The organism is Pilimelia columellifera subsp. columellifera (genome assembly GCF_039532605.1).
GTDB classification, from domain to species: Bacteria; Actinomycetota; Actinomycetes; order Mycobacteriales; family Micromonosporaceae; genus Pilimelia; species Pilimelia columellifera.
This window is the reverse complement of sequence record NZ_BAAARY010000003.1, coordinates 129032-152213: the sequence shown is the minus strand read 5'-3', so window position 1 is coordinate 152213 and position 23182 is coordinate 129032. Positions and strand designations below refer to the sequence as shown.

General features: G+C 71.6%; 29 protein-coding genes. 12 read left to right on the top strand and 17 right to left on the bottom strand.

All coding sequences use genetic code 11. The features are described from left to right. Positions 1–31: 31 nt before the first annotated feature. Positions 32–739, bottom strand: a complete 708-nt coding sequence (locus ABD287_RS05105; protein WP_344168993.1) for a lysophospholipid acyltransferase family protein — start codon at positions 737–739, stop codon at positions 32–34. A 71-nt stretch (positions 740–810) separates the two neighbouring features. Further along, on the bottom strand, positions 811–1593 hold the full coding sequence (locus ABD287_RS05100; RefSeq protein WP_344168990.1) for a GNAT family N-acetyltransferase: 783 nt from the start codon (positions 1591–1593) through the stop codon (positions 811–813). Between the two features lie 90 nt (positions 1594–1683). Here ABD287_RS05100 and ABD287_RS05095 point away from each other — a divergent pair, with 90 nt between their 5' ends. Then, positions 1684–2340 carry a hypothetical protein gene (locus ABD287_RS05095; protein ID WP_344168987.1) on the top strand — a complete coding sequence of 219 codons (657 nt, stop codon included), beginning with the start codon at positions 1684–1686 and terminating at the stop codon, positions 2338–2340. Positions 2341–2366: 26 nt separating this feature from the next. Here the strand turns inward: ABD287_RS05095 and ABD287_RS05090 are convergent, their stop codons facing one another. Further along, positions 2367–2618 (bottom strand): hypothetical protein, encoded by a 252-nt coding sequence (locus tag ABD287_RS05090; RefSeq protein WP_344168984.1) that lies wholly within the window; start codon positions 2616–2618, stop codon positions 2367–2369. A 334-nt stretch (positions 2619–2952) separates the two neighbouring features. Here ABD287_RS05090 and ABD287_RS05085 point away from each other — a divergent pair, with 334 nt between their 5' ends. Next, on the top strand, positions 2953–6744 hold the full coding sequence (locus ABD287_RS05085) for a multifunctional oxoglutarate decarboxylase/oxoglutarate dehydrogenase thiamine pyrophosphate-binding subunit/dihydrolipoyllysine-residue succinyltransferase subunit (protein WP_344168981.1): 3792 nt from the start codon (positions 2953–2955) through the stop codon (positions 6742–6744). Positions 6745–6750: 6 nt separating this feature from the next. Continuing rightward, positions 6751–6930 carry a DUF6104 family protein gene (locus ABD287_RS05080; RefSeq protein ID WP_344168978.1) on the top strand — a complete coding sequence of 60 codons (180 nt, stop codon included), beginning with the start codon at positions 6751–6753 and terminating at the stop codon, positions 6928–6930. Positions 6931–6993: 63 nt separating this feature from the next. Here the strand turns inward: ABD287_RS05080 and ABD287_RS05075 are convergent, their stop codons facing one another. Next, a complete protein-coding gene (locus tag ABD287_RS05075) occupies positions 6994–7158 on the bottom strand; it encodes a hypothetical protein (RefSeq protein WP_344168975.1) in 165 nt (54 codons plus the stop codon). A gap of 60 nt (positions 7159–7218) precedes the next feature. Continuing rightward, the gene (locus ABD287_RS05070) at positions 7219–7653 is read right to left on the bottom strand and encodes an NUDIX hydrolase (protein WP_344168972.1); all 435 of its coding nucleotides are present in this window, start codon (positions 7651–7653) and stop codon (positions 7219–7221) included. Between the two features lie 180 nt (positions 7654–7833). Between ABD287_RS05070 and ABD287_RS05065 the strand changes: the two genes are divergently transcribed. Next, positions 7834–8844, top strand: a complete 1011-nt coding sequence (locus ABD287_RS05065) for an alpha/beta hydrolase family protein (protein ID WP_344168969.1) — start codon at positions 7834–7836, stop codon at positions 8842–8844. 33 nt (positions 8845–8877) lie between these two features. Here the strand turns inward: ABD287_RS05065 and ABD287_RS05060 are convergent, their stop codons facing one another. The 3 genes from ABD287_RS05060 to ABD287_RS05050 form a co-directional block, all read right to left on the bottom strand. Then, positions 8878–9831 carry a zinc-binding dehydrogenase gene (locus tag ABD287_RS05060; protein WP_344168966.1) on the bottom strand — a complete coding sequence of 318 codons (954 nt, stop codon included), beginning with the start codon at positions 9829–9831 and terminating at the stop codon, positions 8878–8880. 29 nt (positions 9832–9860) lie between these two features. Continuing rightward, on the bottom strand, positions 9861–11066 hold the full coding sequence (locus ABD287_RS05055; protein ID WP_344168963.1) for an NAD(P)-dependent malic enzyme: 1206 nt from the start codon (positions 11064–11066) through the stop codon (positions 9861–9863). Positions 11067–11172: 106 nt separating this feature from the next. Then, positions 11173–11511, bottom strand: coding sequence for a S24/S26 family peptidase (locus tag ABD287_RS05050; protein WP_425565506.1), 339 nt, complete (start codon positions 11509–11511; stop codon positions 11173–11175). A 131-nt stretch (positions 11512–11642) separates the two neighbouring features. Between ABD287_RS05050 and sodN the strand changes: the two genes are divergently transcribed. Together sodN and ABD287_RS05040 are read left to right on the top strand one after the other, a co-directional pair. After that, entirely contained in the window at positions 11643–12047 is a 405-nt protein-coding gene (gene sodN, locus ABD287_RS05045) for a superoxide dismutase, Ni (protein ID WP_344168958.1), read from the top strand. A 113-nt stretch (positions 12048–12160) separates the two neighbouring features. Next, positions 12161–12580: an ATP-binding protein gene (locus ABD287_RS05040; RefSeq protein WP_344168956.1), complete on the top strand. Its 420-nt coding sequence runs from the start codon at positions 12161–12163 to the stop codon at positions 12578–12580. Here the strand turns inward: ABD287_RS05040 and ABD287_RS05035 are convergent. Together ABD287_RS05035 and ABD287_RS05030 are read right to left on the bottom strand one after the other, a co-directional pair. Then, complete coding sequence (locus ABD287_RS05035) at positions 12549–13301, bottom strand: FadR/GntR family transcriptional regulator (protein ID WP_344168953.1); 753 nt, start codon at positions 13299–13301, stop codon at positions 12549–12551. The two genes, ABD287_RS05040 and ABD287_RS05035, sit on opposite strands and share 32 nt — an antisense overlap. A 92-nt stretch (positions 13302–13393) precedes the next feature. Beyond that, entirely contained in the window at positions 13394–13804 is a 411-nt protein-coding gene (locus ABD287_RS05030) for a hypothetical protein (RefSeq protein ID WP_344168950.1), read from the bottom strand. A gap of 122 nt (positions 13805–13926) precedes the next feature. Between ABD287_RS05030 and ABD287_RS05025 the strand changes: the two genes are divergently transcribed. Next, the gene (locus tag ABD287_RS05025; protein WP_344168948.1) at positions 13927–14853 is read left to right on the top strand and encodes a diacylglycerol/lipid kinase family protein; all 927 of its coding nucleotides are present in this window, start codon (positions 13927–13929) and stop codon (positions 14851–14853) included. Positions 14854–15288: 435 nt separating this feature from the next. Further along, a complete protein-coding gene (locus ABD287_RS05020; RefSeq protein WP_344168945.1) occupies positions 15289–15543 on the top strand; it encodes a WhiB family transcriptional regulator in 255 nt (84 codons plus the stop codon). A gap of 64 nt (positions 15544–15607) precedes the next feature. On the opposite strand, the gene ABD287_RS05015 is transcribed toward ABD287_RS05020, so the two are convergent. Both ABD287_RS05015 and ABD287_RS05010 read right to left on the bottom strand, forming a co-directional pair. After that, entirely contained in the window at positions 15608–16111 is a 504-nt protein-coding gene (locus tag ABD287_RS05015; protein ID WP_344168942.1) for a GNAT family N-acetyltransferase, read from the bottom strand. A gap of 6 nt (positions 16112–16117) precedes the next feature. After that, on the bottom strand, positions 16118–16384 hold the full coding sequence (locus ABD287_RS05010) for a biotin/lipoyl-binding carrier protein (RefSeq protein WP_344168939.1): 267 nt from the start codon (positions 16382–16384) through the stop codon (positions 16118–16120). Between ABD287_RS05010 and ABD287_RS18520 the strand changes: the two genes are divergently transcribed. Next, a complete protein-coding gene (locus ABD287_RS18520) occupies positions 16383–16562 on the top strand; it encodes a 50S ribosomal protein bL37 (protein ID WP_425565502.1) in 180 nt (59 codons plus the stop codon). The two genes, ABD287_RS05010 and ABD287_RS18520, sit on opposite strands and share 2 nt — an antisense overlap. A 34-nt stretch (positions 16563–16596) precedes the next feature. Here the strand turns inward: ABD287_RS18520 and rsrA are convergent, their stop codons facing one another. The 5 genes from rsrA to ABD287_RS04985 form a co-directional block, all read right to left on the bottom strand. After that, entirely contained in the window at positions 16597–16896 is a 300-nt protein-coding gene (rsrA, locus tag ABD287_RS05005) for a mycothiol system anti-sigma-R factor (protein WP_344168936.1), read from the bottom strand. Positions 16897–16910: 14 nt separating this feature from the next. Beyond that, complete coding sequence (locus ABD287_RS05000; protein ID WP_344168933.1) at positions 16911–17645, bottom strand: sigma-70 family RNA polymerase sigma factor; 735 nt, start codon at positions 17643–17645, stop codon at positions 16911–16913. Positions 17646–17864: 219 nt separating this feature from the next. Beyond that, complete coding sequence (locus tag ABD287_RS04995) at positions 17865–18497, bottom strand: alpha/beta hydrolase family protein (protein WP_344168930.1); 633 nt, start codon at positions 18495–18497, stop codon at positions 17865–17867. Positions 18498–18584: 87 nt separating this feature from the next. Further along, complete coding sequence (locus tag ABD287_RS04990; protein WP_344168927.1) at positions 18585–18968, bottom strand: WhiB family transcriptional regulator; 384 nt, start codon at positions 18966–18968, stop codon at positions 18585–18587. 147 nt (positions 18969–19115) lie between these two features. Further along, entirely contained in the window at positions 19116–19823 is a 708-nt protein-coding gene (locus ABD287_RS04985; protein ID WP_344168924.1) for an SOS response-associated peptidase, read from the bottom strand. Between the two features lie 91 nt (positions 19824–19914). Here ABD287_RS04985 and aroA point away from each other — a divergent pair, with 91 nt between their 5' ends. The 3 genes from aroA to hisN all read left to right on the top strand — a co-directional run bounded on the left by aroA (position 19915) and on the right by hisN (position 23111). Then, a complete protein-coding gene (gene aroA / locus ABD287_RS04980) occupies positions 19915–21225 on the top strand; it encodes a 3-phosphoshikimate 1-carboxyvinyltransferase (protein WP_344168921.1) in 1311 nt (436 codons plus the stop codon). Further along, positions 21186–22232: a ribosome small subunit-dependent GTPase A gene (gene rsgA, locus ABD287_RS04975; protein ID WP_344168918.1), complete on the top strand. Its 1047-nt coding sequence runs from the start codon at positions 21186–21188 to the stop codon at positions 22230–22232. The genes aroA and rsgA overlap by 40 nt, the downstream gene beginning before the upstream one ends. 63 nt (positions 22233–22295) lie before the next feature. Beyond that, entirely contained in the window at positions 22296–23111 is an 816-nt protein-coding gene (gene hisN, locus ABD287_RS04970; RefSeq protein WP_344168915.1) for a histidinol-phosphatase, read from the top strand. The last annotated feature ends 71 nt before the right edge of the window (positions 23112–23182 follow it).

Here is a 23182-nt window from a genome sequence, read left to right as displayed (position 1 = left end):
GGCAGTTCCTGTGAAGTTGCTGGAAAGCCGTTCAGCCGACCCCCTGACGTTGGGCGATCCGGGCCAGCGAGCGCCGACTGGCCCCCTCCCCGGGGTGCAGGGCCTGGCCGAGGGTCAGCTGGAGGCACAGGTCGGGGGCGGCCAGGACCCGCCGGACCGAGGCCCACAGGGTGTCGGCGCCGACAAAGGCGGCGGCCGTCGTCGCCGCCTCGGCGCTGCGGTAGCGGACGGTCACCGGGCGCACCGGAACACCCGCGTCGACGGCCGACTGGAACAGCGCGGGCCGGAACCGGCCGCCCGCGGCGCCACACCAGGACGTGCCTTCCGGAAAACAGGCGACGGGCGTGCCGGAGCGAAGCACGCGGGCAACATCGGCGACGCTGGCGGTCAGACTGCGCGGGCGGGACCGGTCCAGGAAGATCGTGCCGTTGGCCCCGGCGATGGCGCCGATGAGCGGCCAGCCTCGCACCTCCCGTTTGGCCACCAGGCGGGCTGACGGCATCGCCGCCAGCAACGCCAGCGCGTCCAGCCAGGAGATGTGGTTGGCGACCAGCAGCGCGGCGGCCTGCGTCGGGCGTCCGGTGATCTGCAACCGGACGCCCGCGGCCGTCAGCGTCAGCCGGGCCAGCCGACCGACGACCGCCGCCCGCAGCGGGCCGACCGCGCTGAGCGGCGCGGCCAGCAGCGCCAGCAGCAGCGCCAGCGGCAACGCCACCCACCGGAGAGCCTGCCGCAGCACGCTGGCACGGTGGGAAACCGCGACGCAGCTCGGGCCGCACGGAGCAGCCGGCCGCCAGAGCGTGCCGACGGTCACCGGACGGCGCCGAGGAAGTGCCGCCGGTAACGCGGATGGATGCGATCCATCGACAGCAGCACGTAGAGGTCGGCGACGTTGAAGTCGGGGTCGTACGCGGGCTCGCCGCAGACCCGGGCGCCCAGACGCAGGTAGCCGCGCAGCAGTGGCGGCGCTGCCGCGGTCGGGGCGTCGGGGGCGCTGGCGCGCTCGAGGGCCTCGGCGACGCCGGGCTCGGCGAGCCAGGGCCGGCGTGGGGTGACCCGCAGGCCAGCCGGGATGAGGTGATCGGCTCGCACGGCGGACCAGACGCCGGCGGCGAGGTCTCGGCCGGCGGCCAACGGCACTGAGGCGCAGCCGGCGAGCCAGCTGAGCCCGTGCAGGTGCAGGTAGCGGGCTATCCCCGCCCATATCAGGTTGATCACTGCCCCGCTGCGGTGGTCGGGGTGGACGCAGGACCGGCCGGTCTCGACCATCCGGGTCCGGAGTCCCTCCAACGGGGTGAGGTCGAACTCGGCGTCGGCGTACCGGCGCCCGGCGCGGGCGGCGGCGGCCGGCGGGAGCATCCGGTAGGTGCCGACGATCTGCCCGGTGGTGTCCTCGCGGACCACGAGGTGGTCACAGTGCTCGTCGAAGTGGTCGACGTCGCGCCCGTCGGGGTCGTCGGGGAGGAGGGCGCCGAGTTCGTCGGAGAAGACCCGTCGGCGCAGCCGCTGCGCGGCGGCGACGTGGTCGGCGTCGTCGGTGAGCAGGAGGGTGTACCCGCTAGTGCGGGTCGGTGCGGTCAGCAAGACTGCCATGACGACCATGGTTGGGCCGATCCGCTGCCAGCCCGTGTCGGCCCGGATAGTGATACGTGGCGATCACATGAACGCCGGTACCGTGGCGCTGTGATCATTGGGGCGCGGTTCAACGGACCGGACGGATCAGGCAACGGCGGCTACACCGCCGGCCTGGTGGCGGCGCTGCTGGGCGCTGGGACGGCGGAGGTGACGCTGCGGCTGCCGCCGCCGCTGGAGGTCGAGCTGACGACCGTCGTCGACGGCGACACCGCGACCGCTCACGACGGTGAACGGCTGGTGGCGCAGGCCCGGGTTGTCGCGCCGGTTGCCGGCACCGTCCCGCCGGTGGATCTGGCGACGGCGACGGCCGTGGCCAGCGGTTACCCCGGCTTCACCGACCATCCGTTCCCGCGCTGCTACGTGTGCGGTCCGGAGCGCCCGGACGGGCTGGCCATCTACCCTGGTCCGCTCCCGGACGGGCGGGTCGCGTCGCCGTTCATCGCTCCGGAGGCGGTGTCGGCGCCGGTGGTGTGGGCGGCGCTGGACTGCCCCGGGGGCTGGTCGGTGCTCGGCCAGGGCCGGCCGTACGTGCTGGGCCGGATGACGGCCACGGTGCGGGCCCTGCCAGCGGCGGGCGAGGTGTGTGTGGTGGTGGGCCGGTGTGACGCCGTCGAGGGTCGCAAGGCGCAGGTCAGCTCTACGCTCTGGTCGTCGACGGGCGCGGCTCTGGGGTCGGCCCGGGCCACCTGGATCGCCGTTTCCTGAGCGGGCCGAGGGATCCGCGGGGCGGGTCAGGCCGTGGCGCTGGCCAGTTCGGAGGCGACGACGGCGACGGTCTCGCGGGCCCAGCCCATCCGGGCGACGGCGGATTCGGGGCGGTCGCCGAACTCGCCGGCGACGATCGCCAGGCAACCCTCGGCGCCGTGCCGCAGCAGCGCGGCGGAGACGGCCTCGTGAACGGCGCCGGCGGCGGCGTTCTGGGACGGCTGGAGGTCGGAGGCGAACAGCGCCTCGGCCATCAGGTCGTTCACCGTGCTGATCATTTCGCACCCCCGTGCTAGTTCTCGCTGACAGGACCTACTCAACGCCTGCCCGGTTGCCGACCAAGACCCGTTCCGGTTGCGGTCGGGTTGCCCACGTCGTCGGGATCTGGCGGGGTGGCGGAGCGATCTGCCGCAGTCCGAACGGTGATATGCGCCACTGTCAGCCTCGGCGAGACCTGAGCGACGACGCAGGCGTAACCTGATAGCCGACTTTCCGACAGCGAGCTCCCGGCCGCCACTTGATCTTCGCGTACCTGCCGACCACGCGGCGGCCCGGGTGTCTCGGACCCCCACCGGGGTGGATTCATCGCGCGAGGAAGAGGCGATACCGGCTGTGTCGACCCAGCAGACTTCGCAGGACAACCCGCTGGCGGGTTTCGGGACGAACGAGTGGATCGTCGAGGAGATGTACCAGCGGTACCTCACCGATCCGACGAGCGTCGACCCGGCATGGCATGACTTCTTCGCCGACTACCGGCCGGTGACCGACGGGGTGCGCCCCGTGGTGACCCCGGCGGCCGCCACGGCGGCAACGGCGACGGTCGCGGCGGCGAGCGTCGGGGCCTCGGCCCCGGCCGCGGCCGAGGAGGCCGCCGTCGAGCCGATGCCGGCCGGCCCCAACGGCGCGACGCCCCGGGAGCCGGTCGCCGCTGCTGCGGCGCCCACGCCGGTGGCGGCGCGGCCCGCTCCGGCGGCGGCCGAACCGGCGACGCCGGAGCCGGCGGCGGCGAGGCCCGCCCCGGCCGGCCCGGCCGTGCCGGGAGGCGCGAAGACCTCGCCGCTGCGTGGCATCGCCGCCAAGATCGTCCAGAACATGGACGCCTCCTTGACGGTGCCGACGGCCACCAGCGTGCGGGCCGTGCCCGCCAAGCTCCTGGCCGACAACCGCATCGTCATCAACAACCACCTCGCCCGCGGCCGGGGCGGCAAGGTCAGCTTCACCCACCTCATCGGCTACGCGATGATCCGGGCGTTGGCCGCGCACCCGGAGATGAACAACTCCTACGCCGAGGTCGACGGCAAGCCCGTTCTGGTGACCCCGGAGCACGTCAACCTCGGCATCGCCATCGACCTGGCCAAGCCGGACGGCTCCCGGATGCTCGTCGTGCCGTCGATCAAGGCGTGCGAGCAGATGGACTTCCGCCAGTTCTGGCAGGCGTACGAGGACCTCATCCGGCGGGCCCGCAAGGGCGAGCTGACGATGGACGACCACGCCGGCGCCACGATCTCGCTGACCAACCCCGGCGGGATCGGGACCGTGCACTCCACCCCACGGCTCATGCAGGGTCAGGGCACGATCATCGGCGTCGGCGCGATGGAGTACCCGGCCCCGTACGCGGGAATGTCCGACGAGCGCCTGGCCGAGATGGGCGTCAGCAAGGTCGCCACGCTGACCTCGACGTATGACCACCGGATCATCCAGGGCGCCCAGTCCGGCGAGTTCCTCAAGGTCATGCATGAGTTGCTGCTCGGCGGCGACGGCTTCTACGACGAGATCTTCACCGCGCTGCGAATCCCGTACGAGCCGGTCCGCTGGACCCGCGACGTGGCCGCCGACGGCGACGGGCAGATCGACAAGACCGCCCGCGTGCTGGAGATCATCCACGCGTACCGGGTCCGCGGCCACCTCATGGCCGACACCGACCCGCTCGAGTTCCACATCCGTAAGCACCCCGACCTGGACGTGCTGCGCCACTCGCTGACCCTGTGGGATCTGGACCGCTACTTCGCCGTCGGCGGCTTCGCCGGCAAGCAGAAAATGAAGCTACGCGAGGTTCTGGGCGTCCTGCGTGACTCGTACTGCCGCCGGGTGGGCGTCGAGTACATGCACATCCAGGACCCCGAGGAGCGCCGCTGGATCCAGGAACGGATCGAGCGCAAACACACCAAGCTCGACGCGGTCGCGCAGAAGCACGTGCTCAACCGGCTCAACGCCGCCGAGGCGTTCGAGACCTTCCTCCAGACCAAGTACGTGGGCCAGAAGCGGTTCTCGCTGGAGGGCGGCGAGTCGCTCATCCCGCTGCTCGACGAGGTCCTACAGGCTTCCGCCGAGGGCAACCTCGACGAGGTTGTCATCGGCATGGCGCACCGTGGCCGGCTCAACGTGTTGGCCAACATCGTCGGCAAGCCCTACGAGAAGATCTTCTTCGAGTTCGAGGGGCATCTGGACCCGAAGTCGGCGCACGGCTCCGGCGACGTCAAGTACCACCTGGGCCAGTCCGGCACGTTCACCTCGCCCGACGGCGGCGCGACGACGACCGTCTCGGTGGTGGCGAACCCGTCGCACCTGGAGGCCGTGAATCCGGTGCTGGAGGGCATCGTCCGGGCCAAGCAGGACCGGATCGACCTCAAGCTGGAGGGCTACACCGTCCTGCCGGTGCTCGTGCACGGCGACGCCGCGTTCGCCGGCCAGGGCGTCGTGGCCGAAACGCTCAACCTGTCGCAGCTGCGCGGCTACCGCACCGGCGGCACCGTGCACATCGTCGTCAACAACCAGGTCGGGTTCACCACCGCGCCGGAGTACAGCCGCTCGTCGCTGTACTGCACCGACGTGGCCCGGATGATCCAGGCGCCGATCTTCCACGTCAACGGCGACGACCCCGAGGCCGTCGTGCGGGTGGCCCGGCTGGCGTTCGAGTACCGGCAGGCGTTCAACAAGGATGTCGTGATCGATCTGGTCTGCTACCGGCGTCGCGGTCACAACGAGGGCGACGACCCGTCGATGACCAACCCGGAGATGTACCAGATCATCGACGCGAAGCGATCGGTGCGCAAGTTGTACACCGAGGAGCTGATCGGCCGCGGCGACGTCACCGTCACCGAGGCCGAGGAGCTGCTGCGCGACTACCAGGCGCAGTTGGAGCAGGTCTTCAAGGCCACCCGCGACGGGCACCCGGCGAAGGTCATGCGCCCGGCCCCGCCGCAGACCGGACCGGAGCCGGTGGTGCAGACGGCCGTCGACGCGGCGACCGTCCACGCTGTCGGGCAGGCGCACGTGACGCTGCCGGAGGGCTTCACCCCGCACAAGCGCGTCCAGCAGCTGCTGGACCGACGGGCGAAGATGGCCGCCGACGGCAACATCGACTGGGGCTTCAGCGAGATCATCGCCTTCGGTTCGCTGTTGGCGCAGGGCGTCACGGTGCGGATGTCCGGTCAGGACTCCCGCCGCGGCACCTTCGTCCAGCGGCACGGCGCGATCGTCGACGCCCACAGCGGCGACTCGTTCCTGCCGGTGGCTGGCATGGCCGCCGACGGCGCCCGGTTCTTCCTGCACGACTCGCTGCTGAGCGAGTTCGCGGCGATGGGCTTCGAGTACGGCTACTCGGTGGAGAACCCGGGCGCGCTGGTGCTGTGGGAGGCCCAGTTCGGCGACTTCGCCAACGGCGCCCAGTCGGTCGTCGACGAGTTCGTCTCGTCCGGCGAGGTCAAATGGGGCCAGCAGAACTCGTTGGCGATCCTGCTGCCGCACGGGCACGAGGGTCAGGGCCCCGACCACACGTCGGGCCGTCCTGAGCGGTACCTGCAGCTGTGCGCCGAGGACAACATGCGGGTGGCCATCCCGACCACTCCGGCGAACTACTTCCACCTGCTGCGTCGCCAGGCGTTGTCTACACGGCGCAAGCCGTTGGTGGTGTTCACGCCGAAGTCGCTGCTGCGCCACAAGCTGTGCGTGTCGTCGGTGGCCGACTTCACCACCGGCACGTTCGCCCCGGTGCTCGGCGACCCGGCGGTGGCCGACGGCTCGCTGCGCCCGGAGAACGTGCGTCGGGTGTTGCTGTGCACCGGCAAGGTCTACTACGACCTGGCCCAGGCGCGGGCCGAGCGCGGCCTCAGCGACACGGCGATCCTGCGGATGGAGCAGCTGCATCCGCTGCCGGTGGCGGAGCTGAAGGCCGAGCTTGGCGGGTTCGCCAACCTGGCCGACGTGGCGTGGGTCCAGGAGGAGCCGGCGAACCAGGGCGCCTGGTCGTTCGTGGCGCTGAACCTGTTGGAGCACCTCGACGGGGTGCAGCTGCGCCGGATCTCCCGCCCGTCGGCGGCAGCCCCGGCCGGCGGCTCGTCCAAGAAGCACGACGCAGAACAGCAGGCCCTGTTGGACGCCGCCCTGCCACGTCAGAACGGCTGAGGCGCGATGTACTTCACCGACCGTGGGATCGAGGAGCTGAACGAGCGCCGGGGCGAGGAGTCGGTGACGGTCGAGTGGCTGGCTGAGCGGCTGCGCGACTTCGTCGACCTGAACCCGGAGTTCGAGACGCCGATCGAGCGGCTCGCCACCTGGCTGGCCCGGCTGGACGACCCGGACGACGAGTGACCCGAGACGGGTGAGGGGCCGACCGGCATCGCCGGTCGGCCCCTCACGTCGTTGTTGGTCTGGTCAAGAGGCGAACGCCCAGATCGCCACGCCGATCACCACGACGGCGAGAACCGCGCCGCCGAGGATGAGGCCGACGGGCGCCCGCTTCGACTCCGGCGGCGTGCCGGCGGCGAACGCCTGGAACTGGGTGGTGTTGGCACTGGGGTCCTTGTACTCCTCGGGCATGCCGAAGACCTTAGCGACGTAGACGACCCTGTTGGCCGACAACCCCTGACCCACGTCGACTCAGAAGCCGTGCACGGCGAAGGTGTCCCCGGCCAGGTACCGGTGGATCGCCCGGGCCGGGTAGCGGACGGTGTTCGCCGGCAGCGCCAACGGCGGGAACCACGCCAGCTCGGCGCACTTGTCCGGCTCGGCGTTGACAGGCTCGCCGGTCCACTCGGTGACCTCGAAGAAGACGCCCACCCGGGGCTCCTCGCCGTCTTCCCGATGGTGCACGAGCTGGGCGAAGCGGAGCTGGTCGTGTCGCAGCACCAGCCCGACCTCCTCGTGTGCCTCGCGGATCAGCCCATCAGGGATCGATTCGCCGGCTTCGAGGTGGCCGGACGGCAGGTGCCAGCAGCCGTCCATGTACCCGGTGTTCTGTCGCAGGCCCAGCAGGATCCGGCCGTCGCGGACAAGCAGCAGGTGCACATCGACAATCGAACGGTAGCGATCCATACGCGAACGGTAGTTGGTGCTCCTGGACGAGCGCCGCCCCCGACCGGTGGGTAACAATGACAGATTCGCCCTGGCGGGTGGCAAAGATCACCCGCGGTCGCGGCGACTTTCCAGGCGTGGTCACGCTCGCCGACTGGCGGCGAGTTGGGCGCAGAGGCGCCACGAGGTATCAATTGATGGATGCGCGTCGCCTCCAGATCGACAATCTTGCTGCTGGCCACTGGGCTGGCCGCCGCACTGATAGCCGGGTGTGACGCCGCCGCGCCGGCATCCTCCGGCCAGGCCGACGCCGCGGGCGGGGCGTCAGCCGGCCGTTCCCCCGGCGGTCGGTCGCCCGGCGCCGCCGGCCCAGGCGCCTCGGCGGACGCCGCCAGCGTGGCCCCGACGACCGCGCCGCGCCGGCGCCACGCCGTTGGCGTACGTCAGCTCGCCGTCGACCGTGGGGACCGTTCCCTGCCGACGACGATCTGGTATCCCGCCGGCCGGGCCGGCCGTGACGCCACGGCGGCTGAGGGACGTTTCCCGGTGGTCCTGTTCAGCCACGGGCTCGGGGGTGAGCCGGCCGACTACCGCCCGCTGCTGAGCCGCTTCGCCCAGGCCGGTTTCGTGGTGGCCGCGCCCGCGTATCCGCGGACCCGACGCGGCAGCGACCGGGACCCGGTCGACGTGCTCAACCAGCCGCTGGACGCCAGCCGGGTGCTGGACGTCGTCCTGAGCCTCGACAACCGGCGCGGCGACGGCCTGCGCGGGCGACTCGACACCGGCCGGGTGGCCGCCGCCGGCCACTCAGCCGGCGGCATGACCACGATCGGCATGTTCACCCTGACCCGGGACGACCGGCTCCGGGCCGGTGTGGTCATGGCCGGCGGCACGCTCGGCATCAACCTTGCCTACGGCGGGGCGGCGACCCCGCTGCTGTTCGTCCACGGCCAGCGCGACCAGGTCGTGCCGTACGACGCCGGACGCCGGGCGTTCCAGGCGGTCCCGTGGCCCAAGGCGATGCTGACGCTGCCTGAGGGCGACCACGGCGAGGGACTCGGCCGGGGCGCTGACGACGACTTCGAGGCTGTCGCCGACTTCACGGTCGAGTTCCTGCGCTGGGGCCTCTACCGGGACCCGTCGGCCCGCGACAACCTCCGGCGGGCGGCGGCGTCGGGGACCGCCGGCCCGACCCTGGACGACCGCCTCTGACGCGCGGGTCGGCCACCGCTGCGCCCGGTGCTGTCACCGGGTGTGGTCGATGACGACCTTGCCGAACGCCTCGCCGCTGGCGAGCCGAGCGAACGCCTGCTCCGCTTCGGTGAAGCCGTGGGCCGAGTCGATGACCGGGCGCAGCCCGCTGGAGGTGAGAAACGCCAGCAGGCTTTGCAGCTCGTTGGCCGAGCCCATCGTGGAGCCCAGGATCTCCAGCTGGAGCCAGAACACCCGGCGCAGGTCCACCGGCGGCGTGGGGCCGCTGGTGCAGCCGGCGACGACGATCCTGGCCCCGGGGGCGGCCGACTTCATCGAGTGGTCGAATGTCGCCTCGCCCACGGTCTCGATGACGACGTCGACCCGCTCCGGTAGCCGGACCCCCGGCGCCACAGCGGTGGCGCCCAGCTCGGACACCCGCTCGCGCTTGGCGGCGCTGCGGCTGGTCGCGTAGACCCGTTTGCCCATGGCGACGCCCAACGCCACCGCCGCGGTGGCCACTCCCCCGCCGGCGCCCTGAACCAGCACCGACTCCCCGTCGGCGACCCGCCCACGGGTGGTGAGCATCCGCCAGGCCGTCAGCCAGGCCGTCGGCAGGCAGGCGGCCTCGGCGAAGCTGAATCCGGCGGGCTTGACGACGAGATTTCCCCGTGGCACCGCGACCCGGTCAGCGAGCGCCCCCTGGTGACGTTCGGACAGCAGCGAGTAGCCCCGCTGATCGGTGGGGTCGTCGATGACGGCGTGCACGACCACCTCGTTGCCGTCGGGGTCGATCCCGGCGGCGTCGCAGCCCAGGATCATCGGCAGCTGCTCGGCCCGCAGGCCGACGCCGCGCAGGGACCACAGGTCGTGGTGGTTGAGGGCGCTGGCGCGCACCTCGACGCTCACCCAGTCATCGGTGGGCAGGACCGGCTCGGGGCGTTCGCCGACGGTGAGGGCGGCCAACGGGTCGTCGGGCTTGATCGCGGAGGCATAGGCGGCACGCATTCCGCAAGGCTATCGCCCGGGCTCGCGCATCAGCCAGAACCACAACCGGCAGCCACGGGGTCGCGGACGACACCCTCATCCCGGGCCGCCCGTGCGACGGCGTCGGCGACCGCGGGCGCGACCCTGGGGTCCAACGGACTCGGGACAATGGCGTCGGAGGTGGCCGCCCCGGCGATGACGCCGGCGATAGCCTCGGCGGCGGCGAGTTTCATGCCCTCGGTGATCCGGGTGGCCCGGGCCCGCAGCGCGCCGGCGAACACTCCGGGGAAGGCCAGCACGTTGTTGATCTGGTTCGGATAGTCGCTGCGCCCGGTGGCGACGACGGCGGCGTGGCGGGCGGCGACGTCCGGGTGGACCTCCGGCTCCGGGTTGGCCAGGGCGAAAATGACGCCGCCGGGCGCCATACCCGCCAACGCGGCGGCGTCGATGCGGCCGCCGGACACCCCGATGAGGACGTCCGCGCCGCGCAGCGCCTCCCCGATCGGGCCGCGGCGGCGTTCGGCGTTAGTGAGCGTCGCCAACTCCCGCTTGACGCCGACGAGGCCGGGACGGTCGGCGTGCAGGATGCCCCGGGAGTCGACGAGGGTGAGGGTGGCGGCTTCCACGCCGCCGGCCAGCAGCATCCGGGCGACCGCCGTCCCGGCGGCGCCGGCGCCGCTGATGACGACCCGTAGGTCCGGGAGTTTGCGGGACAGGACGGCGGCGGCGCTGCGGAGCGCGGCGTACACGACGATCGCGGTGCCGTGCTGGTCGTCGTGGAAGACCGGGATGTCGAGCGCCGCGTCGAGGCGGCGTTCGATCTCGAAACAGCGGGGCGCGGCGATGTCCTCCAGGTTGATCCCGCCGAACGACGGGGCCAGAGCGGTGACGGTCGCGACGATCTCGTCGACGTCGGTGGTGTCCAGGCAGATCGGCACGGCGTCGACGCCGGCGAACTGCTTGAACAGGATCGCTTTGCCTTCCATGACGGGCAGGGCGGCCCGGGGGCCGATGTCGCCCAGGCCGAGGACGGCGGTGCCGTCGGTGACGACGGCCACCGCGTTGCCGGCCCAGGTGTACTCGTCGGCGAGGGTCGGGTCGGCGGCGATGGCGGCGCAGACCCGGGCCACGCCGGGGGTGTAGGCGCGGGACAGGTCCTCGCGGCTGGTCAGCGGGACGGTGGCGGCGACGGCGAGTTTGCCGCCGCGGTGCAGGGCGAACACGGGGTCCAGCGGGTCGACGGTGGCCGTCGCCATGAGTGGCTCCAGATCTGTGCGACGCCGTGCCCGGGCGCCGGGCGCGGATGACCCGCCGAGGGTAGTGCCGGCGCGCAAGCCAGGGAGGCGTGCGACGCGCCGGGGTTCACCGGATCAGTGCCGGTCGCGGCCAGTAACGCAGGATCACCCGTCCGAGGACGTCGGCGACGCCGTGGACGCGGGAGTCGTCGCTGCCGTGGTCGTTGTCGCCGCGCAGGAGCCAGCCGCCGTCGACGGGCCGCTCGGCGCGTTTGACCACGAGCAGGTCGGGCCGGGCGCGGAACCTGGCGATGACGACGTCGCCGGCGCGGGTGGGCCGGCCGCCGTAGCGCACGACGAGGGCGTCGCCGGCGCTCAGCGTCGGCGACATCGAGGGCCCGTGGACGAGAACTGCGCCCCAGCGCGCGGTCACCTGGCGCTCCCTTCCGGCGATGGCGGTTGGCAGGGTACCCGGCGGCGGTCGGTAGCCCGGCTTGCCCGGTGGGGAGCACGGGGGGCGCGATAGGGTCGACGCGACTCACGATTCAAGCCACCCGCCGGCGGTCGCCGGTCGGATCGTCACCATGGAGGGTCCCGATGCGACTTTCGAGGATGTTCGCCCCGCGCACCGTTGTCCACGCCCACTGCGACCTGCCCTGCGGCGTGTACGACCCCGCGCAGGCCCGGATCGAGGCCGAGTCGGTCAAGGCGATCTGCGAGAAGTACCAGGCCAACGACGACCCGGCGTTCCGCGAACGCGCGATCCTGATCAAGGAGCAGCGGGCCGAGCTGGTCAAGCACCATCTGTGGGTGCTGTGGACGGACTACTTCAAGGCGCCGCACTTCGAGAAGTACCCGCACCTGCACACCCTGTTCAACGAGGCCACGAAACTGGCTGGGGCGAGTGGCGTGAAGGGCTCGCTGGACCCGGCCAAGGCCGAGGAGCTGTTGGGCAAGATCGAGGAGATCTCCAAGATCTTCTGGGAGACCAAGCAGGTCTGAGCCTTATTCTGGGCATGTCAGCGGGTGGAGGGTCGGCGCGTCGCGACGCGCCGACCCTCCACCCGCTTTTTGGCGACCGGCACAGTAGAGTGCCGCCAGGGGGGATTGTTCAGGTGAGCCAGCTGACAACGGATGACCAGGCGATCGTCGAGGACGACATCGTTCTGCTGACCGTGCCGGCCGAGGTGGGCTACCTCGGCGTCCTGCGCACCGCTACCGCCGGTCTCGCCGCCCGGCTCCATTTCGCGTTGGACGAGATCGAGGATCTCCGGATCGCGGTTGACGAGGCGTGCGCGATGCTGCTCGGCGTCGCCGTCGCCGGCGCGGAGCTGGAGTGCCGCTTCGCCGTCAGCGACGACGCGCTCACCGTCCAGGTATCGGTGCAGGTTCTGCCGGGTGCCCAGCTGCCGTCCGAGTCGTCGTTCGCCTGGAAGGTCCTGACCGCGCTCACCACTGACGCCGTCGCGCAGGGCGACGGCGTCAGCGCCTCGATCCGGCTCCTCACCCGACGGCAGGGCCCAGCGCCGGTTTGATCACCCGGACGCCGCGCAGGTGGCGCAGATGGCGCTCGGCGGCCTCCTGCGCCCCGACGACATCGTGGTCACGCACCCGATAGGCCAGTTCCTGACATTCGTCGGCGATCCTCGTCCAGTCCACCGGCGCGCTGGCGAGCTGGACCTCTACGCAGAGCCGGTGCAACGGCCGGGCCAGCAGCTCGTACAGCGGATTCTGGACGGCGGCGGCCAGCGCGCCGTGGAACTGCCGGTAGGCGCCGAGCCGTTCATCCGCGGCGGCATCCGGTCGCGGCGCCATGGCGAGCAGCCGGACGACCTGCGCGTCGGTGCGCCGCTGCGCCGCCAGGCCGGCCCCGGGTATCTCGATCAATTCTCGGAGTTCCAGATGGCGGGCGGAGTTGCGGGTGCTCGCGGACCAGACCAGCCGGACGGCGGGGAACAGCGACGACGCCAGCCGCTCCGGGCACGGCTCGGCGACGAAACTGCCGCCGAACACCCCCCGGGTGGTGACGATGAGGCTCTGGCTGGCCAGCATCCGCAACGCCTCGCGGACGGTGCTCCGGCTGACGCCGGACCGCGCGCACAGCTCGGGCTCAGTGGGCAGCCGCTGCCCTGGACGGAGCCGACCGGACGTGATGAGCTGACGCAGATCGTCGGCGAGCGCCTGGTAGGCCGGCGGTCGCGTGGTCTGGCCCGGACGGACGACGACGGGTTCCGGCGCGGGGAAGGCGGGATTCACGGCCCGCACTCTAAAGCTGACAAGAACGTATGAACTGCTCGTAACACTTTCACTGTCCCATTAGGCACATATCAGGTCGCCCGAACGGGCGCTCAGAGACGTCGGCGCAAGCCCAACGCGGTGGTCGTCGCCGAGGCGATGAGCGCGGCCCCCGCAACCAGCGCATACACAGCCAGCGGTACCCCTGCCCACACCAGCCCGCCGGTAACCATGTAGTACGCCGCAGCGAGCAGAAACAGCTGCGTCACCACCGCGGGCCCACGGGCCCCGCCACGCCGTTGGCCGAGCGCGCGCGCCATCGCGGCGACCGCCACAGCCGCCGCGACCACAAATGCCGTCACCAGCAGCGCGCCGAGCTGGCTCGCCGCTTCGCCGGTCAGGTCGGCATACAGCAGATAGGCGCTGAGGAGGCCAAGACCGCCGGCCTCAGCGGCCACCAGCGCGGCCGCCCATCGCAGGGTCGCCGGCGCCGGGCCGGTCATCTCATCGGCCGCTGCCGTCACGTGTCCTCCTCAGTCGAAACCGCGGCGACCCTACCGCGCGACAGCGCCCAACCTGTCGGCCGGCGTTGGCCGACGCACAAGCTGGGCGATTACTTCGTCAGCCAACGGGTATCGTGCCGGGAATGCGGGCGCTACTGGTGGTCAATCCGAAGGCCACTACCACGACGGAACGCACGCGCGACGTGCTCGTGCGGGCGTTGCGCAGCCAGTTCGAGTTGGAAATTAGCCTCACCCGCCGGCGCGGCCACGCCACCGAGCTGGCCGCCGGCAGCGCCGCCGACGGCGTGGACGTGGTAGTCACCCTCGGCGGCGACGGCACGGTCAACGAGGTGGTCAACGGCTTGATGGCCAGCGGCACGGGCGCGGCGTCCCGGCCGGCGCTCGCGGTGGTGCCGGGCGGGTCGACGAACGTCTTCGCCCGCGCCTTGGGCCTGCCACGGGACGCCACCGAGGGCACTGGGGCCATTCTGGAGGCGATGCGCGCCGACCGGAGCCGGGTCATCGGGCTCGGAATGGCCGACGACCGTTACTTCACTTTCTGTGCTGGTTTCGGGCTGGACGCGGCCGTGATCCGCCGGGTGGAGCGGGCCAGACTACGCGGACGGGTCTCGACCCCGGCGCTCTATCTGCGCGAGGCGGTGCGCCAGTACGTCGTGGCCAGCACCCGACACGAGCCGTCGCTGACGCTCGAAGCGCCAGGCGAGGAGCCTGAGCCGGAGCTGGCGACGGCGATCATCCAGAACGGCGCCCCGTGGACGTTCTTGGGCGAGCGGCGCGTCGAGTCGAGCCCGGACGCCTCGTTCGACAAGGGGCTGGACGTCCTGGCGCTACGGAGCCTGCGGGCGCCCGGGGCAGCGTGGGCAGGGCTGCGGATGTTGAGCCGGCGGGGGCCCCGTCCGGGTCAGCACGTCGTCCGCCGCCACGATCTGAGCGAATTCTCGTTGAGCGCTGTGCAGCCCGAGCCGTTCCACGTCGATGGTGACTACCTTGGAGAGCGACAGAAGGTGCGATTCCTCAGTGTTCCCGAATCGTTACGAGTAATCTGCTGATCGATACGACGGCCAACTGACCAGGTCACCCAAACGACACCAGGACGACACGCGGTGGAAATACCGCCGGGTCGGCGCCTACGGTACTAATCTCGTAACTGGCTGTTGCATCGGAGACTTCCCGATCTGCCAGCAAATAGGACATAACACAGGTGAGTTGCCTCACCGACAGTATTTTTTTCCGAGCATCCCCTTGACATCCGGGGAGTTCGTGAAAGCATTCACAAGCGAAACGGATAGGGGCGCGTACGACTGCGCTTGCACGGGGCCCACAAGCCTTGGCGCGCGGCCGCAATCGCGATCTGTCCCGTTCCACAATCTTGCTCACGTCATGTCGCTTGATCAGCACGTCCTTGGTCAAGGGCATCTCGGACGCATGCCCGACGCACCGCCACATTTACTTACACCTATCCAGAAACAAGGAGTGTTGCCGCCATGGACTGGCGCCACCGTGCTTTGTGCCGCGACGAAGACCCCGAACTGTTCTTCCCCATCGGGACGTCGGGCCCGGCCCTGCTCCAGGTGGAGCAGGCCAAGGCGGTCTGCGGTCGCTGCAACGTGACCGAATCCTGCCTTTCCTGGGCGCTGGAAAGCGGCCAGGACGCGGGCGTCTGGGGCGGGATGAGCGAGGAAGAACGTCGCGCGCTCAAGCGCCGCGGCGGACTGCGCGTGCGCGCCGCCTCTCTCTGACTGACCCACCGCGCCACCACCACGACTGAACCGCTGATGCCCCGGACCTGTGAGGTCCGGGGCATCAGCGCGTGATCAGGTAGCTCCACGCCCAGAGCTGGATGCCCGGTCCGACCGCCCGGTCGCGTTCGGGGTCGCGTTCGAAGCCGAGTCGTGAGTAGAGCCGGAACGCGTCGGTGGCGAAGTCACGGCTGAAGATCGAGATGGCCGTGCTGCCGTCTTCGACGGCTCTCGCGACACAGGCGCGCACCAGGGCCTCCCCGACGCCACGTCCCTGAGCCACCGGGTCGACCGCCAGCATCCGGAAGCCACCCTCACCGGGCCTGGCGAGATCGGCCAGCGGGCTGCCGTAGGGCGTCAGGGTGACCGAGCCCAGGACGAGACCGAGATCGTCGGTGGCGACCAGCACCTCGGCGACGGCCGTCCGGGCGGCCACGTCGGCCAGCGTCGCCGCGTAGTCCCCGCTCGGCCCGGCCAGCTGCCCGTCCCGACGGTAGGCGGCAAGCGTCAGCCGGACGACCGCGTCGTGGTCCTCCGGCTGCGCATGGCGAACCCGGATGTCAGCCAACAGTGGTCACTCGATGGTGGCGATGAGGTCGCCCTCCTGGACCACGTCGCCCTCGTTGACGGCCAGCTCGCCGAGAATGCCGTCGCTCTCGGCGATCACCGGGATCTCCATCTTCATGGACTCCAGGATGACCAGGGTGTCACCCTCGGACACCTGGTCGCCGGCCTTGGCGACAACCTTCCACACGTTGGCGACCATCTCGGCGCGGATCTCTTCGGACACGTCGGCACCCCTCTTCGCGTACGCGGATGTCCCGCGTCGGTATCCAATCATGGGCGCCACGGCGTCACGCCGGCATCCCACCACGCGGGCCGGCCGGCGCCGGCGCGGCCTACCATGGTCGACGCCGACAATCCATGACGAGGGGAGATCGACGATGGCAAAGAAGGCTCGGAGGAAGAGGGCCCGTAAGAAGAGCGCCGCCAACCATGGCAAGCGCCCCAACTCCTAGGGCCAGACCCTAGGCACACGCGGCGTCCCGCGGGCTACTCGGACATCGGCCCGCGGGACTCCACGTCGACGACCAGCTCACTGAGCCGGACCCGCAGCCGCTGACGCAGCTCCTCGGGGGCGCGCTCGGCGCCGCAGCACCGGGCCACCAGCGCCCGGACCTCCTGCTCGATGCCGTACTCGCTCAGGCACGGGTGGCACTCGTCGAGATGACGGCGGATCAGCTCCCGCCGGCTCTCGGCGCACTCCAGGTCGAGGTAGAGGTACACCTCGCCGAGCACCTCGCCACAGTCGTCCCCGCCACTGCCGCACTCGGGGGCCTGGCCCTGACTCACGCTGTGCCCCTTTCCTACCGGGCCGGGGCCGGGTCGACGGCCGGCCGGGCGAAGCCGCGGTCAGCCGCGTACCGTTCCAGCTCCCGACGGAGATTGCGGCGACCGCGGTGCAGCCGGGACATGACGGTGCCGATCGGCGTGCCCATGATCTCGGCGATCTCCTTGTAGGAGAACCCCTCGACGTCGGCCAGGTACACGACGAGGCGGAAGTCCTCAGGCAGCTGCTGGAGCGCCTGCTTGACGTCGCTGTCGGGCAGCCGCTCCAAGGCTTCGGTCTCCGCGGACTTGAGGCCGCTGGAGGTGTGCGACTCGGCCTCGGCCAGCACCCAGTCGCTGATCTCCTCGGTGGGCGCCTGCACCGGCTGGCGCTGCCGCTTGCGGTACGAGTTGATGAAGGTGTTCGTGAGGATCCGGTACAGCCATGCCTTGAGGTTCGTGCCTTCGGTGAACTGGTGGAACGCGCTGAACGCCTTGAGGAATGTCTCCTGCACCAGGTCATCGGCGTCGGCTGGGTTGCGGGTCATCCGCAGCGCCGCTGCGTAGAGCTGGTCCACGAATGGCAGCGCGTCACGCTCGAAGCGCTCGCGCCGCTCGTCGGGCCGTTCCGCTCGGGTCACCCGCACGTCTCCCCTCGACTGTTGTGCCGAGGATACGCCGACCGCGTCAAGGCCGCCGTCGGCCGGCCAGGACGGCGCGCTGAGCAACTGCCGGACCAGATCAAGCTGCGGCCGTCGGGTCGGAGCGGACACGGGGCTCTCCTTCCTCGGGCGTCGGCGGCTGCCGGGCGACCAGGCTTCGTAGCCGCGGGCGGCCGGCATAACGACGCACACCGGAGCAACGCCTCTGAACTCCCTGCTCATTCCCGCCCACACGAGCTTGTCCCCGGCGACTGCCAGCCGCCGGGGACAAATGGATCTGGGAGTTTGTTCGTATTTCGTCATTATTTAACAGGGAAAGTCCGTTGAGGGCTAGGGCGTCACCCAGTCGTTGTCGGCCAACCAGACCAGCGCCGCGTCAGCCGCGCCACCGGGGTCCCTGCGCAGGTCGTGGCGTTCCCCCAGCCGGACGGCCAACGTCACGCCGGCCAGCGGCGGAGGCAGCCCGAATGGATCACGATCGCCGTTGACGACCACCGTCGGCAGCTCCGTTCGCAGCTCCGCTACCCGCGAGCGCTCAGGCCGGCCCGGCGGATGGGTGGGGAACGCCAACGCGACCACGCCCACCGCGCCCAAACCGACCGCGGTGCGACACGCGACCCGGGCCCCGCTGGACCGTCCGCCCACGATCAGCGGGAGCGTCCAGCCCCGCTCGGCCGCCAATGCCAGGCCGACCTCGACGACCGCCACCCAGGCCGCGTCGAGCTGGCCCGCCGGCGCCGGGGCCCGACGGCCGGCCACCCGGTACGGCTGGGTGACCCGTCCGACCAAGGCCCCTGCCGCCACCGCCCGGTCCGTCAGGGCCACCAGATCCGGGGCGTCGACGCCGCCGCCGGCGCCGTGCCCAAGCATCAGCAAGGACCTTGGCCACCCCGCCGGCCAGGACAGATCCAACCAGGCCAGACCGGTCGGGGTGGGTGTCTCCACCCTCGTTGACGCGCTCACCAGCGCGACAGTACCGCGCCCCGACCTGGGCCGTCCGGCACGCCGGCCGCAGCGGGGCGCAGCGGGGCGCAGCGGGGCGCAGCGGCGTCACCCTGCTGTGACCGGCTCAAGAGTCAGCAGCTGGGCGCGCACCGGCGGGCCGTCGTCGCCCGGGCGGGCTCGGCCGTGCCAGATCACCGCCATCGCCCGTCGATCCCGGGGAGTGGTCCCGCCCCACACGCCATGGGTGTCGCCCACGTCAAGGGCCCACGCCAGACATGCGCCCTGCACCGGGCAGGCGCCGCAGACCGCCAGCGCGGCGGTCGCCGGTTCGTTCGGCGCGGGAAAGAACAGATCAGGATCGGTCTGCCGGCACGCGCCGAGCGGTCGCCAGCCGGTGTCCTCCCGGCGCTGGGCCACCGCCCGTCGTAGTCGTGGATCAGTTCGCGCCACCTCGACCTCATGCGGCCGTGGCGGCCGTGCTCGTGTCATCTCTCCCCCGCCTCCACAGTGTTGGGACTGCCATCGGCGACGGTTTGTATCCCAGGAAAACGGCCGGCAACAAGGGTTCAATCGGGTTTCGGGCACTCCTCTGGCGGATATCCGACAGTTTCGGGGCCAGAAGCGGTCTGGACAGCCTCAGAACAGGCCGATCTGCTCCGCCTCGGGCGGGGGCGCCGCGAGCCGCTCGACAAGCCCGGGCCCGTCGTTGCGGACATCGCCGACCGCCCGCCCCACCGGACGGATCTCCACCGTCGACAACCACTCCGCCGTCGGCGGCGTCAACAGGCCGGAGGCGTCCTCGGCGGTCAACCAGTCCGCCCACCGCTGGCGGGGCAACAGCAACGGCATCCGGTCGTGTACCCGGGCGAGGGCGCCGACCGCCCCGATGGTGACGACCGCGCAGCTGAGCCGGCCCGGAACGGCCGCATTGGCCGCCCACAGGCCGGCGAAGACGAGAGGCTCGTCGGTAGTCGGGGTGAGGAACACGGGCCGGCCAGGCGCCGGCCACTCGTACCAGCCGTCGGCCGGGACCAGGCAACGGCGGGCGGCGAACGAGGCGCGGAACGCCGGCGCCTCCGCGACGGTCTCCGCCCGTGCGTTGATCATGCGGGCGGCGGAGCGGGCGTCGTCGGCCCAGTGCGGCGTCAGACCCCAGCGGGCCACCGACAGCACCCGGCCGGCGGTCGCGCCCGCCCGCGGCTCGGGCGTGATCCGCACGATCGGGGCTGGATCGGTAGGCGCCACGTTGTAGTCCGGCGCCAGCAGGTCGTCGGTCTCGTCGGCAGCCTCGAAAATGACGCTCAGCTCAGCCGTGCTCCGGGTCGTCGCATACCGCCCACACATGGCCACCACCGTAGCGCCGCGCGGTGGCCACCCCCGCGACGACGCGGCGGCACCGCCGACAGGACCTGCTCCGACCAGGCAGGATGGGGGCATGTCTTCGCCTGCCCCCATCCCGACCGCCCAGCCGTGGGCGGCGCCGACCGCCCACGGGCCCGTCGACGCCGCTCTCGACCTTCCCGGCTCGAAGTCGATGACCGCCCGGGCGTTGATCCTCAGCGCGCTCAGCGGCGAGCAGTCCACCATCGCCGCGCCGCTGTTGGCCCGCGACACCGAACTGATGGCCGACGGCCTACGCGCCCTCGGCTGCGCCGTGTCGACCATGGACGACCAGCGGTGGGTGGTGCGGCCAGGTCCGCTGCATGGACCGGCGAAGATCGACGTCGGCCTCGCCGGCACCGTCATGCGGTTCCTGCCGGTCGTCGCCGGGCTGGCCGACGGCGCCACCGTCTTCGACGGCGACCCGGCCGCCCGGGTCCGGCCGCTCGGGCCACTGGTGGCCGCGCTCCGTGACCTCGGCGTGCCGGTTGAGGCACACGGCGTCGGCAGGCTGCCGCTGACGGTCACCGGCGCCGGGCGGATCGACGGCGGCCCGGTCACCATCGACGCCTCCGCGTCCAGCCAGTTCATCTCCGCGCTCCTGCTGGCCGCCCCCCGATTCGACAACGGTCTGGTCATCCGGCATGAGGGCCCGCCGGTGCCCAGCGCCCCACACCTGCGGATGACCGCCGAGATGCTGCGCGCGGCCGGCGCCGGCGTCGACGACAGCGTCCCCGACCTGTGGGCCGTCGAACCCGGTCGGCTCTCCGGCCGAAGCTGGGTCATCGAGCCGGACCTGTCCGGCGCCGCGCCGTTCCTCGCCGCCGCCCTGGTCACCGGTGGCGTCGTCAGGCTGCCCGGCTGGCCGCCGCACAGCGCCCAGCCCGTGACCGAGGTCCGCGACCTCATCGCCCGGCTCGGCGGGACGCTCGTCGTCGGCCCGGACGGGATCACCGTCACCGGCGGCGGCACGGTCACCGGCATCGACGTCGACCTTTCCGGGCTCAGCGAGCTGACCCCGATGGTCGCCGCGCTGGCCGTGCTCGCCGACCGGCCGTCACAGCTGCGTGGCATCGGGCACATCCGCGGGCACGAGACCGATCGGATCAGCGCCCTGGCCCGGGAGTTGACCGCCCTCGGCGCCGGGGTCGACGCCACCGACGACGGCCTGGTCATCCGACCCCGCCGGCTGCGCGCCAGCACTGTGCACACCTACGACGATCACCGGATGGCGCACGCCGCCGCGATCATCGGCCTGGCCGTGCCGGGAGTCAGACTCACCGACGTGGCCTGCACCGCCAAGACCATGCCGCAGTTCGCCACGCTATGGTCGGGCATGGTCAACAGTGCGGAGGACAGGCGCTGAAAGGCAAACGCGACTACGACGAGGACGACATCCGGGTCCGCCCGGGACGGTCCTCCCGCCCCCGCACCCGTACCCGACCCGCCCACGATGACGCGATCGACGGTTTCGTCTTCGCCGTCGACCGGGGCCGGTACACCTGCGCCACCGACGACGGGCGGATCGTCACCGCGATGCGGGCCCGTGAGCTGGGGCGCAAGGCTGTCGTAGTCGGCGACCGGGCGCACCTGGTCGGCGACACCACCGGCACGACCGGCTCGCTGGCGCGGATCGTGCGGATCGCCCCGCGCACGTCGGTGCTGCGCCGCACCGCCGACGACGACGACACCACCGCCGAGGGCCGGCTGGAGCGGGTCGTGGTCGCCAACGCCGACCAGCTTGTCATCGTCTCCGCGCTACGGGACCCGCAGCCGCGCACCGGCTTCATCGACCGCTGCCTGGTCGCCGCCTACGACGCCGCGATCGAGCCGCTGCTGTGCTTCACCAAGGCCGACCTCGCCGGGGCGGAGGAGATCCTCGACTACTACCGCGAGCTGGACCTACGCCATGTGCTGTGCCGGCCCGACGCCGAGCCCGACGCGCTGCGGTCAGCGCTTGCCGGGCGCGTCTCGGTCCTCGTCGGACACTCCGGGGTGGGTAAGTCGACGCTGGTCAACCGCCTCGTGCCAGGCGTCGATCGGGCGGTCGGCGTGGTCAGCGCGATCGGCAAGGGCCGGCACACGTCTACGTCGGCGGTGGCCCTGCCACTGCCCGGCGACGACGGTTGGATCGTCGACACGCCGGGCATCCGCAGCTTCGGGCTCGCGCACGTGTCGGCCGAGAGCCTGCTGCACGGCTTCAGCGACCTCGTCGACGGCGCCCTGGAGTGCCCGCCGGGGTGCGAGCACACGGTCGAGGAGCCGGACTGCACGCTGAGCGCGTGGGCCGCCGCGGGCAGAGCCGACCCGCGACGGTTGGAGTCCTACCGGCGGTTGCTGGCGTCCCGCTCAAGCACCGAGTGGATCGGCTGAGCGTTCGCCCAGATCCACCGGCCCTACCGGGATCGCGCCCCGCCCATCAGCTAGGTTTCCGCCATGAACCGGTACGCCGACGACCTGTCGCTCACCCACATCCTCGCCGACGCCGCCGACTCGATCTCGATGGCCAGGTTCCGGGCGCTGGACCTGCACGTCGAGGCCAAGCCGGACCTGACCCCGGTATCGGACGCCGACACGACGGTGGAGAAGGCCGTCCGGGCGACCCTGGCCCGCAGCCGCCCCCGGGACGCGGTCACCGGTGAGGAGTTCGGCGCCGGCAACGCCTCAGCCAACGGGCGCCGCTGGGTGATCGACCCCATCGACGGGACGAAGAACTTCATCCGGGGAGTGCCCATCTGGGCCACCCTCATCGCGCTGCTGGACGGCGACGAGCCCGTCGTCGGCATGGTTTCCGCGCCCGCGCTCGGCCGCCGCTGGTGGGCCGGAAAGGATCTCGGCGCCTACGCGGGGCGGCACCCGGCCGGGGCGCAGACGCTCAAGGTGTCGGGCGTCAGCCAGCTCGCCGACGCCAGCTTCTGCTACGCCTCCCTGCCGGCTTGGGAGGCTGACGGACGGCTGCCGGCGATGCTGGACCTCATGCGCGACAGCTGGCGCAGCCGCGCCTACGGCGACTTCTACGGGCACATGCTCGTCGCCGAGGGCGCCGTGGATGTCATGGTGGAACCGGAGCTGTCGATGTGGGACCTGGCGGCGCTCATCCCCATCGTCACCGAGGCCGGCGGGGCCTTCACCAATCTCGCCGGTGGCAGCGCCGCTGGCGGCGGCAGCGCCGTGGCCACCAACGGCAGGCTCCACGCGGAGATCCTCGACCGGCTGTCGACCCGGGAACGGACCTGGTCCGAGCTGACCTGACCCGGAGGCGCCGAGGTCAGCAACCCCGAGCGACTATCCTCGCCAGGTGGTCTCGACTGGTTGGTGGTTCC